The following is a 15,153-nucleotide window of genomic DNA, read 5'->3' as shown; positions in this document are numbered from 1 at the left end:
GCCGATCGGACCGAGGAACGACCACTTCGAATCCCACCGGGTTACCGCACCGGACGCGTCGAAGTGACCGGGAATCTGGTAGGCAACTCTATTACTTGTGCGCAGCCTGTAGCGGCATCAAGTACGAGAAGTACCCGGCGTAGTCGGTGGTGCGGATAGCAAGGGGCAGCGCGGCGCCGCTCGCCCGAATCACCAGTGCCCGACCGGGTTGCGCTGCCGCGGCCTCGCGTAGTCGCTGCCGATCGACCAGCACTCGGAACCTCTCTGCGGGAACCACGTCAGCCGGATCGATCCGAGCGCTTCCGTCGGCGTCGACGCTCACGATCGCTGTTTCCGTGGAGCCGTTGAGCAGGGCCGCCAGTTGGTCGCCTCTCAGTTCGGTTGCGCCACGATCTTCGCGCAGGATGCGATGGTCCGGAAATTCACCGTCCTCGATGAGTGGGTTCGACACCGATCCACCGGGATAGGACGCGGTCACCGAGCGGGTGGCGAAGGTGAGCGTCACGACTCCGGCGATGTCTCGCATCCTTCGCGCAAAGGCGAGAGGAACGATTGCCGAGACGGTCAAATTGGATCGCACGCTCACTTCTGCGACTGCTAGCCGGTACCGATCAGTGGTGACAAACGCCGCGACGCCGTCGTGAATGTCGATATGTACTCCGCGAAGGATCGGGAACTCCGAATCGGCGTCCACGGCAAACAGCACGGCGTCGAGTGCACGTCGTACATCCCAGGAATCGAGGGTGACGCCGGTTGCGGTCGGCCGTGAATCGATGAGCCGATGGATTCGATCGAGTTCGGCGCGGGCGTCGGCGAGCCCGTCTTCGAGATTGCGCAAGTGCGCGTCCAATCGGGAGTGTGGGTCCGGCCCGGTCAGGACGGCTGTCATTTCCCGAACCGGGACACCGACGCGCCGCATGCCCGCGATCAGGCGAGCATCACGGAGTTGGTCGTCGGTGTACCAGCGATAACCGGTGTGAGGGTCGACGGAGTGCGGAACCAGCACGCCTTCCTTGTCGTAGAAGCGCAGCGCACTGATCGGTAGCGCCGACGCCCTCGCCATCTCACCGATTGTCAGGAGCGCAGGGGTCAGGAGCGCTGGGCTAGTGGTCACGATCGAATTCTGCCCGCAATCGCGCGATGGCGCCCCGAATCATCCGGCCGTATCCGTCGTCGGTCAATGTTCCGGCCGCGCCTTCGGCCTTGGTCAGATGCTCGTGAGCTTCGGCGACTCGACCGAGTTTGTTGTAGTCGGCGGCTAGGTTGAGGTGCAACGACGGGTAGAAGCCTGCAACCTGCAGCGTCGAATGGTGTTCTTGCGCCCGAGCATCGGTCAGCGAATCAGCCGCCTGGAGCGCGCGTAGATCCCAGCGGAGTTCGTCGGCGGGATCGTCCTGAACGTCGGCCATGTAGTGCGCGAGGGTGACAACGTGCAGCGGATCGGTGCCGACGTCACGCCATACGTTTTCGAACGCAGAGCGAGCCCCGGCCCGATCGCCGGAGCTCGCCAATTCTTGTGCCTGCATTATTCGGTTCATCACGGGATCCATGAAAGGAGATCCTGAAGTCTCGACCTGGTTGAGGGTCAAGCGGGAACGCTGGCTGCTTCCGCTTCCTTCTTCACACGCTCGAGAGTGGCGTTCATGCCCTTGACGAGTTCGACCTCGAAGCTGTCGTTGCCACCGAAGACGGTCTTGACCAGGAACTGCGAGACCTGAGACGTTCCGGTGGGAGCTTCACGGCGCTCGGTGAGCTTGGTTCCGGTTTCGGTCGCTTCGATGTTGTACGACCAGATGGTGCGGTTCTCGGCGATACGGAACGCGACGGACTTGTTGGGCTCGAACCGAACAACCTTCGCTGTTGTCGGCCAGACGAGAAGGCCCTTGCGGTTGATGTTCAGGGTCTTGGCACCCTCACGGACGGTTCCACCGATGACCTTCATCTTCTTGCACTGGGGGCTCCATTCGCCCATCCGCTGCAGGTCGGCGACGATGGCCCACACATCCTGCGGGGATGCATTGATGTCGATGCTGGCTTCGAGGGTGTTGGACAATGGTTTCTCCAGTCAATTTGATGATACGGCGAGTTACAAACACTTTTGCCGACGGTACGCGATACGTCAATACCCGATGTGCCTCAGGTCACCCTACGGCCAGGTCGCAGGGGTGGGCGGGAGGCCGGCGGCCGGTAGCGGACAATAGACGGCGCACGCATGCCTGCCATCCGACTGGAGTACCGAGTGAACACCGACGCCTTGCCCGACGAACGGGCCGGACTCAAGAGGGGGCTGACGGCGCGGCACATTCGTTTCATTGCTCTGGGCTCGGCAATCGGAACGGGACTTTTCTACGGCAGTGCCGAAGCGATCAAGCGCGCCGGGCCGTCGGTTCTGCTGGCATACCTGATCGGTGGCCTCGCGGTGTACCTGGTGCTGCGCGCTCTCGGTGAGATGGCGGTACGTAACCCCGTCTCCGGTTCGTTCAGCGAATACGCCAACCAGCATCTGGGTCCGCTCGCCGGATTCATGACGGGGTGGACGTACACATTCGAGATGGTGATCGTCTGTCTTGCCGACGTCACAGCGTTCGGCCTGTACATGCAGTTCTGGTTCCCGGACGTGCCACGCTGGATCTGGGTTCTGGCCGTCGTCTTCTTCATCGGCGCCCTGAACCTGTTGAGCGTCAAGGTGTTCGGTGAGCTCGAGTTCTGGTTCACGCTCGTCAAGATTACCGCCATCATCGCGATGATCGTGGGTGGTATCGCCATCATCGTGTTCGGATTCGGCGTGCACGACACCGACGCGGGAGTCAGCAACCTGTGGTCGGACGGCGGATTCTTCGCTACGGGAATCGGCGGGTTCCTCGCGTGCTTTGCAATCGTCATGTTTGCGTTCGGCGGCACCGAAATCATCGGAATCACTGCCGGTGAGGCAGAAGACCCGGCGCGGACCATCCGAAAAGCGGTCAACACCGTTCCGGTACGCATCATTCTCTTCTACGTCTGCACCCTCGCAGTCATCATGATCATCATTCCGTGGCAGACCATCACCAGCGACAACAGTCCCTTTGTGCAGATCTTCGAGAACCTCGGATTGGGCACCGCTGCTTCGATACTCAACATCGTGGTCATCACCGCGGCGCTGTCCGCCATCAACAGCGACGTATTCGGTGCCGGCCGCATGATGTTCGGCATGTCCCACGCCGGTCAGGCCCCGCAGGTCATGAAGAAGGTGTCCCGCAACGGAGTTCCGTGGATGACTGTAGTGATCATGACCGTCGCCTTGTTGGTCGGCGTGGTGCTCAACTACCTGATCCCGGACCAGGTTTTCCTCGTGATCGCGTCACTCGCGACCTTCGCCACCATCTTTGTGTGGGTCATGATTCTGCTGTCGCAGTTCCGTTCACGCCGCCAGATGAGTGCCGACGAAACAGCGGCACTGAAGTTTCCAGTGCCGCTGTGGCCGTACGGTCAGATCTTCGCGATCGGTTTCCTGGTGTTTGTCATCATCCTGTTGGGCGTCATTTCCGACACCCGTGTTGCCCTACTGGTGGGCGCCGGATGGCTCGTGCTGCTGGCCGGCGCGTACTACAAATGGGTGAAACCAGCCGTCAGCGCAGCGGATCGAAGTGGCGCATCACAGTAGGCATCGTGCCTGCCGTCATCGACTCCGCCATCATCTTTCCGGTCAACGGACCCAACGCGATTCCCCACATCCCGTGACCACCCGCGACATGGACGCGCGGCGACTTCGTAGCACCGATCAACGGCAACCCGTCAGTGGTGCAGGGACGTGATCCAACCCATTCTTCGTCACGCGCAGTCCAGTCGATGCCGCGGAGCATGGGCTTTGCGGCGTCGATGATCGCCTGCACGCGACGCGGATCCAACGGTGCGTCTGGGCTGCGGAATTCCATCATTCCGGCGACTCGGAAGCGGTCGTGCAGCGGCGTGCACGCCACGCGCTGAGTGGGGAAGTACACCGGGTTCTTGGGCAGGTGATCGGGTGTGACGCTGAAGCTGTATCCGCGTCCCGCCTGCACCAGCTTGCGAACACCGAACGGCGCTGCCAGCTTGTTCAGTCGAGCGCCACTGGAAATCACGACGGCATCTGCTGCACGCGAATCACCGTTGGCGGAGCGAACACTCACGCCGTCGGCACGGTCGTCGATCGACGCCACATCGAAGCCGGTGATGATCTCGGCGCCACGTTCACGGACAGCGTCGGCCAGCGAGTTCACGAATTGCGGGGGATCGATGAAACGTTGACCACGCAGACGGATTCCGGCCTTCACGCCGGTGCCGAGGGTCGGCTCGAGCGAGTGGATCGCATCGTGGTCGAGGAGATCGAAGTCGACCTCGCCGCCGGCGGCCTCCACATGACGGAACTCCTCGACCAGGTTCTCGCGATCCTGCTCCGACGCAAACGCCGCGAGAAACGGATCAGCCAGTCGGGTGTGCTCCTTGACGCCACCGTCGGCAAGTTCGTCGAATGCGCCCAGCGCGGTTCGGTTGACCTCCGTGTAGACGGACATCGCTTCCTGCCACTTCGAGGGTGTGCAGTGGCGAGCAAATCCGACCAGGAAGCGGATCAGTTTCAGATCGGTTGTCAGCGGAACATACACCGGCGACGACGGGCTGAGCATCGCGCGCAGGCCGTACTGAAGGACAGCGGGTTCGGGGAGCGGAAGCGTGAGAGCGGGGGCGAGCCAGCCGGCATTTCCCCAGCTGGCATCAGCGGCGACGCCATCACGATCGACGACGGTGACGTCGACTCCACGTTCCTGGAGGAACCAGGCCGTCGACAATCCGACCATGCCTGCGCCGACCACGACCACACGATCGGGGCTCTGACGAGTTCCCATGACCTGCTCCTTTAGCTCCGTTGACATACGAGACGCCGGTCACACCGGCTCTGTTTCAAGCATGGGCTGAGGGGAAGGTAAAAGGAGTGGCCGTTCGGCCACAGGTAGAGATCAGGCGTTGTGCATATGCACAACGGGCGTTCAATTCCGCAGTTTGAACTGGAGCATCAGGATCAGTCGAGTGTCCGCGTCGGTCAGGTCAACACCACACATGTCTTTGCAGCGACGTAGCCGATTGCGCAGGGTGTTGGGGTGAACGTGCAGTGCTGCGGAAGAATTCGCGACATCACCGCCCTTGTCGAGGAAGGTGCGGGCCGTGGCGACAAGTTCGCTGCCGTGCCGACGGTCGTGCTCGTCCAACGCGCCAAGGGGTGTGGCATCGCCCAGTCCGTCGAAGATGTCGGCGACATGCAATGCCAGTACTGACGCCAAGGTGTCGTTCATTCCCGCGACAATCCCGCCGGACCGGTTGTGCCGCAGCGCGCCCAGAACATGGTCGGCGTCGGCCCGCGATAGATGGCATTCGCTGGCGGATTTCACAGTTCGGCCCACCGCCACGGCAAGTTGTGCGCGTTCGCGGGCGCGACCGAGGAAGTCCTCAAGCAACCGGCGGGTGTTCGCTTCGTCAGCGGAGACAACAAGATAGGTCGCGTCGATCAACTGCGCGATCACTGCGTCGACGGCCAGTGTGTCGAGATACAGACCCAACGACGCCGCGACGGTGCTCGGCATGAAACCGGCTGTCGCGCCAACCGCTACGACGGTCAGCGGTCCGCGCAGTCGCAAGTCCTCGGCGGCGCGGAATGCCTGCTCGCCGCCGCCGATCAGTGCTTTGACTCGCTCGGTCTGGCGGCGTCTGGTGCTGTTGATCCGGTCACGCTCGGACGCGATGTGCTCCGCAACCACGGGCACAGCAGCGCGAAGTGTCGATTCCTGGGACGGCGTCGGCTCGCCGGCGAGTGCCACCCAGATAGACCCGACGGCAATGTTGTTCTCTCGCACGGCGATGACAAGCCGGGGAGTGATCGCCGGATCGTCGAGGTTGACGTAGATAGGGTCCGTCTCGCGATGGAGGCGTTCGAAAACACCTGCATTCGAGAGTAGTTCGCGAATTCGGCCGGGTACCTGCCGGCCGAGGATGGTTCCGATCCGAGCCTCGTCCACGGCTTGTTCACCACCGGAGTAGGCAAGGACGGTCGAGTTCTCGTCCTCGATGGTGACGGGGGCTCCGAGTAATTCCGCCAAGGACCCCGCGACGCTGAAGAGATCGTCGTCGCGCAGGTCCATGAGGCTGAGCCTACTGAGCCGGTTCGTTTCTTGTGGTGCGACGCGTAGGGGTTGCAACTATAGGCTGGTGCAATGGCTGACATCGAAGGTGTTCTGTTCGACATCGACGGAGTCCTGCTCACGTCATGGCAGCCCATCGAGGGTGCCGGCGAGGCGGTCCGCGATGTGCGTAGTCGGGGCTTGGCGTGTGGGTTTCTCACCAACACCACCTCCCGCAGTTCGACCCTGATTGCGGAGGGACTGTGCGATGCGGGAATTGCCGTCGAGCCCAGCCAGATTGTCACTGCAGCAAGGCTCACCGCAGAGTACGTGCGCGCCACGTATCCCGAAGCGAAGGCCTGGGTGCTCAACAGCGGCGATGTGTCCAGCGACCTCGAGGGGATCGAACTGGTCGACAAGAACCCGGATGTCGTCATCCTCGGCGGCGCAGGCCCCGAATTCACACACGAGGCACTGAGTCAGGTGCTCCAATATTTGCTCGACGGTGTCCCGGTGGTCGCGATGCACCGCGGAATGATGTGGGAGACAGATACGGGCTTGAAGATCGACACCGGAACGTACCTACCGGGTTTCGAGGAAGTTGCCGGCGTCAATATCGCGGCCGTCGGCAAGCCGTCGCTCACGGGCTTTCTCGCGGCCACCGAATTGATGGACGTCGACGCCGAAGCGACGGTCATGGTGGGAGACGATCTGATCGGTGACATCCTTTCGTCGCAAAGGGTCGGGTTGACCGGAGTTCTGGTGCGTACCGGCAAGTTTCGGCAGGCAGTGCTCGAATTGGCGACGCAACAGCCGGACTATGTCATCGATTCCGTGGCGGATCTACCGGGCTTGTTGGAAACCTTGCTCGAGTCGTGACCTGCAAAGCGTGACGGACGTCATGTGAGCGGGTACTCTCGCGCCCGAATCCATGAACGTGTTCCAAGAAGGAGTTTTCTATGCCCTTGATCTCGTCAGTCTGGTTCCGCCGCTCGTCCTCACGAGTTAACGGAAGTACCAGTAGTCGGTTGGGGGGCCGCCTGGCGAGAACAGGGGCTGTGGTGACTGCGGGGATGGGCTTGGTTGCGGGGCTGGCGCTGGCCGGCGGGGGAGTTGCTTCGGCTGCGCCCGTCACGTGTGTGTCGCCGCCGTTGGTCAACGACATTCAGGTGTCGGACACCGCGAGCTGTGGCGCACAGGCTGTTGGTGCGGGACGCTCGCAGGCCGGTGCCATGGAGAGCGGAACAGCTGTCAGCGTCTCGGCTGACAACAGCTACACCAACACTTACGCCAACGGTTTCGGAACGGCTCTCGGCGCTTCGCGCGGCAACGGTCAGGCGCACGCCTATGCACTCGGTGGCGGCATCGCCCGCGCCGGTGCGGCCGACGGAAACTTCACCGTCGCCATCGCCGGTTGGGGAGCGGGAGCGACGGCTGACGCCAACGGAGTCAACTGCATGGGCAACTTGTCCTTCGCTGTGAACTTCACCAACGGGCAGTTCTGCATCGCCGGCTGAGTCTTGACCTTGCACTCGGCACGCTCGAGTGCTAAAAATGCAATTGGCACTCGCGAGCTGTGAGTGCCAGGTCGAGTCAGTGAGACCGGGATCCATCGACACCCCCGGTCGTCCGTCGCGGGCACTGACTTAAGACCGCAGGCTAGATGGGTGACCTAAGCAAAATTCGGTCGCCCTGTGCCGATGAGGTGACCCGACGAGCGGTCACCTTGTGTGTCACCCCCTATCCGGAGGATCACTTCGCAATGGCAAAGATCATCGCGTTCGACGAAGAGGCACGTCGCGGCCTCGAGCGAGGCCTCAATGCCCTCGCCGACGCTGTCAAGGTGACGTTGGGCCCCAAGGGTCGCAACGTCGTTCTCGAAAAGAAGTGGGGCGCCCCCACGATCACCAACGATGGTGTTTCCATCGCCAAGGAGATCGAACTCGACGACCCGTACGAGAAGATCGGCGCGGAGCTCGTCAAGGAGGTCGCCAAGAAGACTGACGACGTCGCTGGCGACGGCACCACCACCGCCACCGTCCTCGCACAGGCATTGGTCCGCGAAGGCCTGCGTAACGTCGCAGCCGGCGCGAACCCGCTCGGCCTCAAGCGCGGCATCGAGAAGGCTGTCGAGGCTGTCACAGCTCGCCTGCTCGAAACCGCCAAGGAGATCGACACCAAGGAGCAGATCGCTGCTACCGCCGGTATTTCCGCAGGCGACCCGTCCATCGGCGAGCTCATCGCCGAGGCAATGGACAAGGTCGGCAAGGAAGGCGTCATCACGGTCGAGGAGTCCAACACCTTCGGCCTGCAGCTCGAGCTCACCGAGGGCATGCGCTTCGACAAGGGCTACATCTCGGCGTACTTCGCCACCGATGCAGAGCGTCAGGAAGCCGTCCTCGAGGACGTCTACATCCTGCTCGTCAGCTCCAAGATCTCCACGGTCAAGGACCTGCTGCCCCTGCTGGAGAAGGTTATCCAGTCCGGCAAGCCGCTCCTGATCATCGCCGAGGACGTCGAGGGCGAAGCTCTCTCCACCCTCGTCGTCAACAAGATCCGTGGCACCTTCAAGTCTGTTGCCGTCAAGGCTCCCGGCTTCGGTGACCGTCGTAAGGCTCAGCTCGCCGACATCGCCATCCTCACGGGTGGCGAGGTCATCAGCGAAGAGGTCGGACTCTCCTTGGAGACCGCAGGCCTCGAGCTCCTCGGCCAGGCACGCAAGGTTGTCATCACCAAGGACGAGACCACCATCGTCGAAGGTGCCGGCGACGCCGACGCCATCGCAGGTCGCGTCAGCCAGATCCGCGCTGAGATCGAGAACAGCGACTCGGATTACGACCGCGAGAAGCTGCAGGAACGTCTGGCCAAGCTGGCCGGTGGCGTTGCAGTCATCAAGGCAGGCGCAGCAACCGAGGTTGAGCTCAAGGAGCGCAAGCACCGCATCGAAGATGCAGTGCGCAACGCAAAGGCAGCTGTCGAAGAGGGCATCGTCGCCGGTGGCGGCGTAGCACTCATCCAGGCAGCTCCCGCCCTGGACGACCTCAAGCTCGAAGGTGACGAGGCAACCGGCGCGAACATCGTTCGCGTTGCACTGTCCGCTCCGCTCAAGCAGATCGCATTCAACGCAGGCCTCGAGCCCGGCGTTGTTGCGGACAAGGTCTCCAACCTGCCCGCAGGTCACGGCCTCAACGCTGCGACCAACGAGTACGAAGACCTGCTCGCTGCAGGCATCAACGACCCGGTCAAGGTCACCCGCTCGGCACTGCAGAACGCAGCGTCCATCGCGGCTCTGTTCCTGACGACCGAAGCTGTTGTCGCTGACAAGCCGGAGAAGTCTGCTCCCGCAGGCGATCCCACCGGCGGCATGGGCGGCATGGACTTCTGAGTCCATCCCCTTAGCTCCTAGAGGCCCGGTCCACCACTTGGTGGGCCGGGCTTTTGCGTGGGCGGGGTCGAGTGCGGGTGTGCCGCACAATGGAACCCACGTTCACTACAAGATGGCTCGATGTTGCAGACCAAAGCAATTAGCCTGTGGCATCCGAATTGCCTGAGTGATCCCATCCGCCACCCAGCACAAGGAACTGGATATTGGCGGAGCCACAGTACAGTCACGACCCGCTATTCCTTGTCGGTGACTGCATTGGGTATCTGGATACTGGATCGCAAGCATTGCTCAGTGCGGATGGCGAATGTAGTGCGCGACGGGAAGGTTCCACGGGGCACGGCTGCACCATGGTCGATCGAGCAAACCGATGCGGCCGGCGAAGTGAAAGGCGACGGGCGGAGTGAACCCCTATCCCGACCGACGGGTCCATCCGATAGTTCGTTTTGAGAGGGGCGATTCGTAGACTGGACAAAGCCCTGCGTATCGCTGGCGACCGTCGACGTATAGACCGCGTGATATTACGAACAAAGCTCGCTGGGTTCGGATCGCAGATCTTCTTACTGTCGAGTAGTTGTCTGCGCGGTGCTGGCAACAGATTTGCGCGACGATTCAGAATAAGTTCGATCTCTTTGTCGAGGCGGGGTATTTCGCGATTAGATCTGGCCCTGAGATGGCATCAGTTCGGGTACCCGGCCCAATTGCGATGCATGGTTACGGCAAGTCGCACCGAAAGAATCCACTGCTGATCTAGGCTGCCACTTCTCGATGTGCAGGCGAGGGTTCGACTTCTTGTGAACCAAGTCGGTGTAGGTTGATTCTCTAGGCGGAAAGTTTCACGGAGATCTTGCGGCGCATGCTCCCGACGATTCGAAGTGTTCACTGGCGCTAGTACTTTCGGTGGGTGTGTTGGATTGGGGCGCACCTGAGTCCTAGTACTTTCGGTGGATGCGAAGTGGCCTACTTCCGATGTGTCCGGCCCAAACTTGGTGGGATGCTTCATGAGTCGATTTTATGTGCCGAAACATATTGGTAGACAGTCTAAGTAACTGTCCTTGGGGCGAGGCTCGGTGGAGAGTGTGGCTCTGCACGGTTGCTTGAGTACTGCAGGGTGCGGATTTGCATGCTTTCGTTCGGCGACCGCACGGGTAATTTTTCGCAGTTCTGAACACCTGACCAGCGAAAATAGAACAGGTTTCAAAATTGCCGAAAAAACTTTGCCAAAAGTTCGCAAAATCGGACTCGCCTGCATTAGCCTTACCCCAGTCGCAGCCGCAGAAGGGGTAAGCCCGCAGGACTTGTGGCCGAAGCGCCACTGACTTTCCTACGGTGACCTAATTCTGTTGTTGTGTATGCATCAACAGTCCAGGGCAGATGTTCAATATCCAAATGAGCTCTCCAAGATCTACAGAAAGGTGGGAATCGGTATGCTTGTAATGTTTCTCCAGACGGCGGCTACATTGGTTAGTGATTTGATCGGCAATGTATGGTCGGGATCATTCATGCCCGGAGTCGACGGTGTCACGGGTTCGCTGGTTTCATTCATTGAACTCAGCTGATGGAGAATACGAGTTTTTTCCGAACGTTCTTTGACTACAGGAGTGGATGATGGACCTGGGATCGATAGCCGAAATGTTTAAGCCACCGTATGGTGATTTGGTTAAGTCGATAATAGGAATGGTGGCGTTCATGCCGTTCGTGGCATCATTTGACTTCGATTTTCAATGGTGAACTTCAACAATCGTAGCGAGGTGGAGAGATAGTGGATACTGCAAGTTTGATGGGCGTGATCGGGAGTTTTGACGTGGGGTCGCTTACGCCCGTACTGACGAACGTGACCGCAGTGATTCAGAGTGTTTTCTCCGTCATCTCGGCTGCGATCGATGTCGCGGTTAGTGGATCCGTTTCCTCGGCGGGAAGCATCCAAACCGTCCTCGGCTCTGTGGCCGGCCAGTAATAAGGAGAAGAATACAATGTTCGATATATTTCTGGCCTACATTTCTGACTTGGTCAATTTCGGATCGGTTGACCTGGTAGGTACATTTGGGAAGTTCTTTGACACCCTGTCCGCAGATCCCGGAATTTAACGAGAGGATAATCTGATGCTTGAAAAATACATGGTTGGAATGATCTCGTGGTTTTCGGGCGTGCTCGGCCTGGTCTCCACTGGCAGCAAGATGATCAAGGACCCGCCCGCCAAGTAGTCAGGCTGGGGTGGAATGACGACCTCCGTCGATCTACCGCGTGAACTGGTCCTTCCGCCCCAAACTCCTGAGATTCCCGAGGTTCCCATTGACCTCGGGAATTTTCGGTTTCAGAAGCATGAATATATCGCCAGGCACCGCTACGTGAGGAGCGCCCATGAGACTGTCCAACCTTTCGATTGCAAGAGTCATGCAATTGAATCCACGAGACGCCGACTTCATCTACAACGAAGCCGACGGGCATCTGGGACACCTCATCGGCGTGTATTTTTTCGAAACCTCGCAGCACCCGCAAGCGGAATTCTCGGAGGAACAGGCTGTCGAATGGGTGACCGCGCGACTCGGGCACAATCGAATGTTCACGCAACGCATCCAACGCACGCCACTGGGCCTCGAACATCCACATTGGGTGCCCGACCCAGATTTCGATGTCCGTAACCACGTTCGCGTCACCGATATCACGGAGTCCGGCTGGGCCCCGTTGCAGAAGCCGCTCAGCGCATTGTTGACCTCGAGGATGGATCTGACTCGACCGCCATGGGAGTTGCATTTCTTCAACGGAATAGAGGGGCTCGATGATCTGCCTGGTCGGCTGACGGCGGTGGTGCTCAAATCGCATCACAGTGGCGCTGATGGTATTGCCATCAAGATGCTGGGTGAAACCATTTTCTCGGATAGGTTGCGGCCGGCCGAGTTCGAGCCCACAGTGCCGTTCTTGAAGGCACGCATGTTGCTCGAGTCGGCGCTGGGCTTTCCGCAGCAATTACTGCGATTTGCGCGGCATGTCCCCGGCAATCGGGAAGCTGCCAGGGCCGTAGACGCAGCCCAGGCAGCTGGCGAATGGGTCGAGAGCTATCACGAAACTCCGGCCACCCGTTTCAATGGCAAGGTGAGTGGATCCGGGACACTGGAGCAGATCACGCTGCCAGGGGCGGAGGTTCGGCAGGTTAAAGCGGCAGTTCCTGGGGCCACAATCAACGATGTTCTGTTGGCAGTCGTCGGTGGCGCACTGGCGCGCTATCTCACCGAAAAGGGAGAGAAGCACAAGGGTTCTCTGGTCGCGATGGTGCCGCGGTCCATGCGCAAGGTCGAGGAGTGGGAGTCGGCAAATCAGTTGGTCACACTGGCCATCGACATGCACACCGATGTCGAGGATCCGTTGGAACGGGTGGCGCACATTGCGGACTCTGCGCGCTCGGAGAAGACCCGCACTTCTCACCTCGCGGTACGACGTTTGAGTGCCGCAGTGGAGACGGCACCGGCGCCATTGCTGCGGTTGATGGCATATACGCGAGGGAAAAACTCGCACGAACTCAGCCGTCCTCGCTATATGCACACCATGGTGAGCAACATTCCTCTCTCCGTCGAGGGGTTGACCTTGAACGGCGCGCCGGGCGCGGCAGTGCTCGCTAACCAGCCGCCCGTCGACGGCGATGGTTTGCGCCACTTCATGGTCGCCGCATCGGGCGGTGGGCTCACGCTGAATGTCATTGCAGACACGGCCTCAATGCCAGACCTTCATCACTACATCGAGCTGCTGCGAGCGAGTTTCGAGGAACTCAAGAAGTCCGCTGGAATTTCTGCGCTGCGGAACGATTCCGAGGAGTTCGCTTCCTGAGAAACATCATTGAGATCCGACGGGCTATCAATCCACAATCGCTCGAGCTCTCCGGCGCAGAGGGTCTCGTAGCAATCGCACATCGGCCGAGTCCTCGCGCGAGGAGCTGGTTCCGGGTGACACGTCCACGTAGATACAGTGGCGGTGTCGAAGCGTTTGTGCAGACGTCGAAACTGGTCTGTGGATAAGAACACAGCTGTGTATAGATGAGGGAGAACAATGGCTATTCGAAGCCTGAACCATGCGGTGCTGTTCGTTTCCGACGTCGAGCGGAGTGCGTCGTTCTACTGCGATGTACTGGGATTCGAGAAGCTTCCCGTGAATTTCCCCGGCGGAGCATTCCTGCGCGGCGCGAATTCGGCAAACGATCACGACCTGGGGCTGTTTCAAGCCAGCGCGCCGCGTGCGCGTGATGGCGCGGTTGGTCTCTACCACCTGGCCTGGGAGGTCGAGACGTTGAGCGAACTCGCGCAATGCCGCGATCGCATGCTGGCCGCGAATGCTCTCGGCGGAGCGTCCAATCACGCCGCGACCAAGGCCCTGTACGGTCGCGACCCCGACGGAATCGAATTCGAAGTCACCTGGCTTGTGCCGGACGGGCTACTCGACGGTGAACTCACCCCTGGCGTCGCCTACACACGTCCACTGGATATTGCTGCCGAGATCGAACGGTACGGCGCCTCGACGCCTGGTGGTCCGCGCACCGATCGTGCGATTTACGCGCAACTCATGGGGCGCATGGAGGAACAGAATCAGGACGCTTCGAATTGATTCTTGGAGCGAAGATCGTTTGCGACGCAGGTATCCCAGATATCGCGCGCTGCGATACGCACCGTTGATACGAGTTGATTCATTTTCATGTCGTCGATGGGTCCGCAGACAGAGAGTGCTGCGCGGTTGCCGTAGTAGTGATCGCGTGGACCGATTGACGTTGCCACGCAGGCAATTCCGAGCACTGATTCTTCGCGGTCCATCGCTACCCCGCGGTCGCGGACGCGATCCAATTCTGTGTAGAGGTGTTCTTGCGACGCGATGCTGTACTGGGTTGTCTTGCGAAGCGGAGCGCGAGTAATGCTCTGCATCTTGTCTGGTTCGAGATTGGCCAGAATTGCCTTGCCGACGGCGGTGACGTGTGCGGGAAGTCGCGAGCCCACACGGCTGGGGAGTGCTAGTGGCGTTCGCCCAGGGACGCGGTCCAAGTACAAGACGTCACTGTTGTTCAGTGCCGCCAGATGGACCGTCAGCCCGGTCGAACGAGCTAGCCGGTTCAAGACGGGCACCGCTCCATGGCGCAGTCGGTTCTGATTGAGTGCCCACTGGCCGAGTTCGTACGACTTGCTGCCGAGTTCGTATCGGTGTTCTTGCCGAGTGATCCACCGTTTGGTCACGAGTTGCTCGAGCAGGCGGTGAGCGGTGGAGCGAGGGATCCCCGTTCGCTGAGTTACCTCGGCGAGCGTGAGTGGCCCTGTGTTCTCGAAGGTTTCGAGGATGGCCGAAATTCGATCGACAACCGACACCGGATCGTCCACCTTGCGAGTGGTTCTCACCATGAACTCCTGTCCTCGCCGCGAATCTGTGATCGCAGTCACCTTAGTGTTGCCCGATTCGCGTCGGCAATTGTTCGGCCCAGCCAGCGGGAGTGGACTGCGACGGCTCGGTCGAGTGTCGCGTGCACGGTTGCCCACAACTCATCGGGTGGACGGAGGGCTGTGCCTGCCGCCAGGAACTTGTGTGCACTCAGGTCCGGGGGAGAAGCCTGGGCAATCCCCGGATATTTGGACACCTGACCGATACAATCCGGACAGTCTTCCAGCGTCGGAT

General features: G+C 60.4%; 13 protein-coding genes. 7 read left to right on the top strand and 6 right to left on the bottom strand.

Annotation, left to right across the window (positions count from 1 at the left end; all coding sequences use genetic code 11):
- Positions 1-91: 91 nt before the first annotated feature.
- The 3 genes from EEB13_RS06390 to EEB13_RS06380 are packed head-to-tail and all read right to left on the bottom strand — an operon-like array spanning position 92 to position 2,053.
- Entirely contained in the window at positions 92-1,114 is a 1,023-nt protein-coding gene (locus EEB13_RS06390; protein WP_261984452.1) for a MerR family DNA-binding transcriptional regulator, read from the bottom strand.
- Positions 1,104-1,550 carry a hypothetical protein gene (locus tag EEB13_RS06385; protein WP_141484863.1) on the bottom strand — a complete coding sequence of 149 codons (447 nt, stop codon included), beginning with the start codon at positions 1,548-1,550 and terminating at the stop codon, positions 1,104-1,106. Before EEB13_RS06385 ends, EEB13_RS06390 begins: the two co-directional genes overlap by 11 nt.
- A 35-nt stretch (positions 1,551-1,585) precedes the next feature.
- On the bottom strand, positions 1,586-2,053 hold the full coding sequence (locus EEB13_RS06380; RefSeq protein WP_095886778.1) for an SRPBCC family protein: 468 nt from the start codon (positions 2,051-2,053) through the stop codon (positions 1,586-1,588).
- Between the two features lie 159 nt (positions 2,054-2,212).
- On the opposite strand from EEB13_RS06380, the gene EEB13_RS06375 reads away from it, so the two are divergent.
- On the top strand, positions 2,213-3,643 hold the full coding sequence (locus EEB13_RS06375) for an amino acid permease (protein WP_371851293.1): 1,431 nt from the start codon (positions 2,213-2,215) through the stop codon (positions 3,641-3,643).
- On the opposite strand, the gene EEB13_RS06370 is transcribed toward EEB13_RS06375, so the two are convergent.
- Positions 3,609-4,862 carry an NAD(P)/FAD-dependent oxidoreductase gene (locus EEB13_RS06370; protein WP_045063993.1) on the bottom strand — a complete coding sequence of 418 codons (1,254 nt, stop codon included), beginning with the start codon at positions 4,860-4,862 and terminating at the stop codon, positions 3,609-3,611. The two genes, EEB13_RS06375 and EEB13_RS06370, sit on opposite strands and share 35 nt — an antisense overlap.
- Before the next feature lie 141 nt (positions 4,863-5,003).
- Entirely contained in the window at positions 5,004-6,149 is a 1,146-nt protein-coding gene (locus EEB13_RS06365; protein ID WP_116101794.1) for a PucR family transcriptional regulator, read from the bottom strand.
- A 72-nt stretch (positions 6,150-6,221) separates the two neighbouring features.
- Here EEB13_RS06365 and EEB13_RS06360 point away from each other — a divergent pair, with 72 nt between their 5' ends.
- The 6 genes from EEB13_RS06360 to EEB13_RS06330 all read left to right on the top strand — a co-directional run bounded on the left by EEB13_RS06360 (position 6,222) and on the right by EEB13_RS06330 (position 14,103).
- Positions 6,222-7,007, top strand: coding sequence for an HAD-IIA family hydrolase (locus EEB13_RS06360; RefSeq protein ID WP_141484862.1), 786 nt, complete (start codon positions 6,222-6,224; stop codon positions 7,005-7,007).
- An 80-nt stretch (positions 7,008-7,087) separates the two neighbouring features.
- A complete protein-coding gene (locus tag EEB13_RS06355) occupies positions 7,088-7,645 on the top strand; it encodes a DUF6764 family protein (protein ID WP_080711786.1) in 558 nt (185 codons plus the stop codon).
- 245 nt (positions 7,646-7,890) lie between these two features.
- Positions 7,891-9,513: a chaperonin GroEL gene (gene groL / locus EEB13_RS06350; protein WP_033235579.1), complete on the top strand. Its 1,623-nt coding sequence runs from the start codon at positions 7,891-7,893 to the stop codon at positions 9,511-9,513.
- A gap of 1,759 nt (positions 9,514-11,272) precedes the next feature.
- Complete coding sequence (locus tag EEB13_RS06340) at positions 11,273-11,467, top strand: hypothetical protein (protein WP_141484861.1); 195 nt, start codon at positions 11,273-11,275, stop codon at positions 11,465-11,467.
- A 404-nt stretch (positions 11,468-11,871) separates the two neighbouring features.
- Positions 11,872-13,332, top strand: a complete 1,461-nt coding sequence (locus EEB13_RS06335) for a wax ester/triacylglycerol synthase domain-containing protein (protein WP_141484860.1) — start codon at positions 11,872-11,874, stop codon at positions 13,330-13,332.
- 219 nt (positions 13,333-13,551) lie between these two features.
- Positions 13,552-14,103, top strand: coding sequence for a VOC family protein (locus tag EEB13_RS06330; protein WP_116101789.1), 552 nt, complete (start codon positions 13,552-13,554; stop codon positions 14,101-14,103).
- Here EEB13_RS06330 and EEB13_RS06325 read toward each other — a convergent pair.
- Positions 14,085-14,882 (bottom strand): IclR family transcriptional regulator, encoded by a 798-nt coding sequence (locus EEB13_RS06325; protein ID WP_033235790.1) that lies wholly within the window; start codon positions 14,880-14,882, stop codon positions 14,085-14,087. The genes EEB13_RS06330 and EEB13_RS06325 overlap by 19 nt on opposite strands.
- Between the last annotated feature and the right edge of the window lie 271 nt (positions 14,883-15,153).

Origin of the sequence: Rhodococcus sp. WS3 (assembly GCF_003797085.1) — a bacterium.
GTDB lineage: Bacteria > Actinomycetota > Actinomycetes > Mycobacteriales > Mycobacteriaceae > Rhodococcus_F > Rhodococcus_F globerula.
Note: the sequence above shows the minus strand (reverse complement) of the source record. Positions and strands in the feature narration are given on the sequence as shown.

Coding starts and splice junctions, on each gene's coding strand:
- EEB13_RS06335 (WP_141484860.1), top strand. CDS start 11,872: ATGAGACTGTCCAACCTTTCGATTGCAAGAGTCATGCAATTGAATCCA.
- EEB13_RS06325 (WP_033235790.1), bottom strand. CDS start 14,882: ATGGTGAGAACCACTCGCAAGGTGGACGATCCGGTGTCGGTTGTCGAT.
- EEB13_RS06330 (WP_116101789.1), top strand. CDS start 13,552: ATGGCTATTCGAAGCCTGAACCATGCGGTGCTGTTCGTTTCCGACGTC.
- EEB13_RS06375 (WP_371851293.1), top strand. CDS start 2,213: ATGCCTGCCATCCGACTGGAGTACCGAGTGAACACCGACGCCTTGCCC.
- EEB13_RS06355 (WP_080711786.1), top strand. CDS start 7,088: ATGCCCTTGATCTCGTCAGTCTGGTTCCGCCGCTCGTCCTCACGAGTT.
- EEB13_RS06360 (WP_141484862.1), top strand. CDS start 6,222: ATGGCTGACATCGAAGGTGTTCTGTTCGACATCGACGGAGTCCTGCTC.
- groL (WP_033235579.1), top strand. CDS start 7,891: ATGGCAAAGATCATCGCGTTCGACGAAGAGGCACGTCGCGGCCTCGAG.
- EEB13_RS06365 (WP_116101794.1), bottom strand. CDS start 6,149: ATGGACCTGCGCGACGACGATCTCTTCAGCGTCGCGGGGTCCTTGGCG.
- EEB13_RS06385 (WP_141484863.1), bottom strand. CDS start 1,550: ATGGATCCCGTGATGAACCGAATAATGCAGGCACAAGAATTGGCGAGC.
- EEB13_RS06370 (WP_045063993.1), bottom strand. CDS start 4,862: ATGGGAACTCGTCAGAGCCCCGATCGTGTGGTCGTGGTCGGCGCAGGC.